General features: G+C 38.5%; 1 protein-coding gene. It reads right to left on the bottom strand.

Annotated features, from left to right (window positions below; genetic code table 11):
* Positions 1 to 27 precede the first annotated feature (27 nt).
* A partial coding sequence (locus tag ACFING_RS10040; protein WP_375630829.1) for a hypothetical protein occupies positions 28 to 699 on the bottom strand: 672 nt, incomplete at its 5' end.

Raw genomic sequence — 699 nt, 5'->3', positions numbered from 1 at the left:
GGCGCCCCCGCCGCGCCCGCGCATTATTTACGCAGCGTTATTTTCAATAATCTTTACAACGGTATCGTTTTCATAAATTTCACAATCTTCAGGAATTCCATATGCATAATAAAAGTTTTGTTTGACATATGAATAACCATCTCTTTTTAACCTTGCATTGCCATGTACCAAACCTCTAATGGTGTGATAACCAGTCACTTTAGCATTGCCATAAACAGAACCATAGACCTTAACATACCCACCCACGCTAGCATTGCCATAAACCTTGCCATAAATTTTTGAAGAGCTACTTACAACAGCATGATCATAAACCTCAGCCTTGCTATAAATGCGTGCACTTCCTGTTAATTTTGCATTCCCATAAACCCTTGCATATTGATAAACCCACACCTTATCAGAAAGATGCGCATTATCATAAACATGAGCTCCAAAATACACGCGGGTTTTATCATATACATGCGCATTGCCATAAACAAAACCACCAATGGCAGCATTGCCATATACCCTTGCATTTTCATAAACACGACCAGATTTTACAACACAAGCATTATCATAAACCCAGCAATTGCCATCATGAGAGAGGTTATCTTCCTTTTCAATAAAGCCCCCTAAAGTACCTGCTTTAACATCAGCAAAGTCTTTTAATGCTTTAATGCGATAAAGGGTATGATTATTAATTACACGCGTTTCATTTGTGAG

Origin of the sequence: Bartonella sp. AP150HLJHH (assembly GCF_042196385.1) — a bacterium.
Taxonomy (GTDB): Bacteria; Pseudomonadota; Alphaproteobacteria; order Rhizobiales; family Rhizobiaceae; genus Bartonella.
The sequence above is the reverse complement of the archived record's forward strand: the minus strand, read 5'-3'. Positions and strand labels throughout refer to the sequence as shown.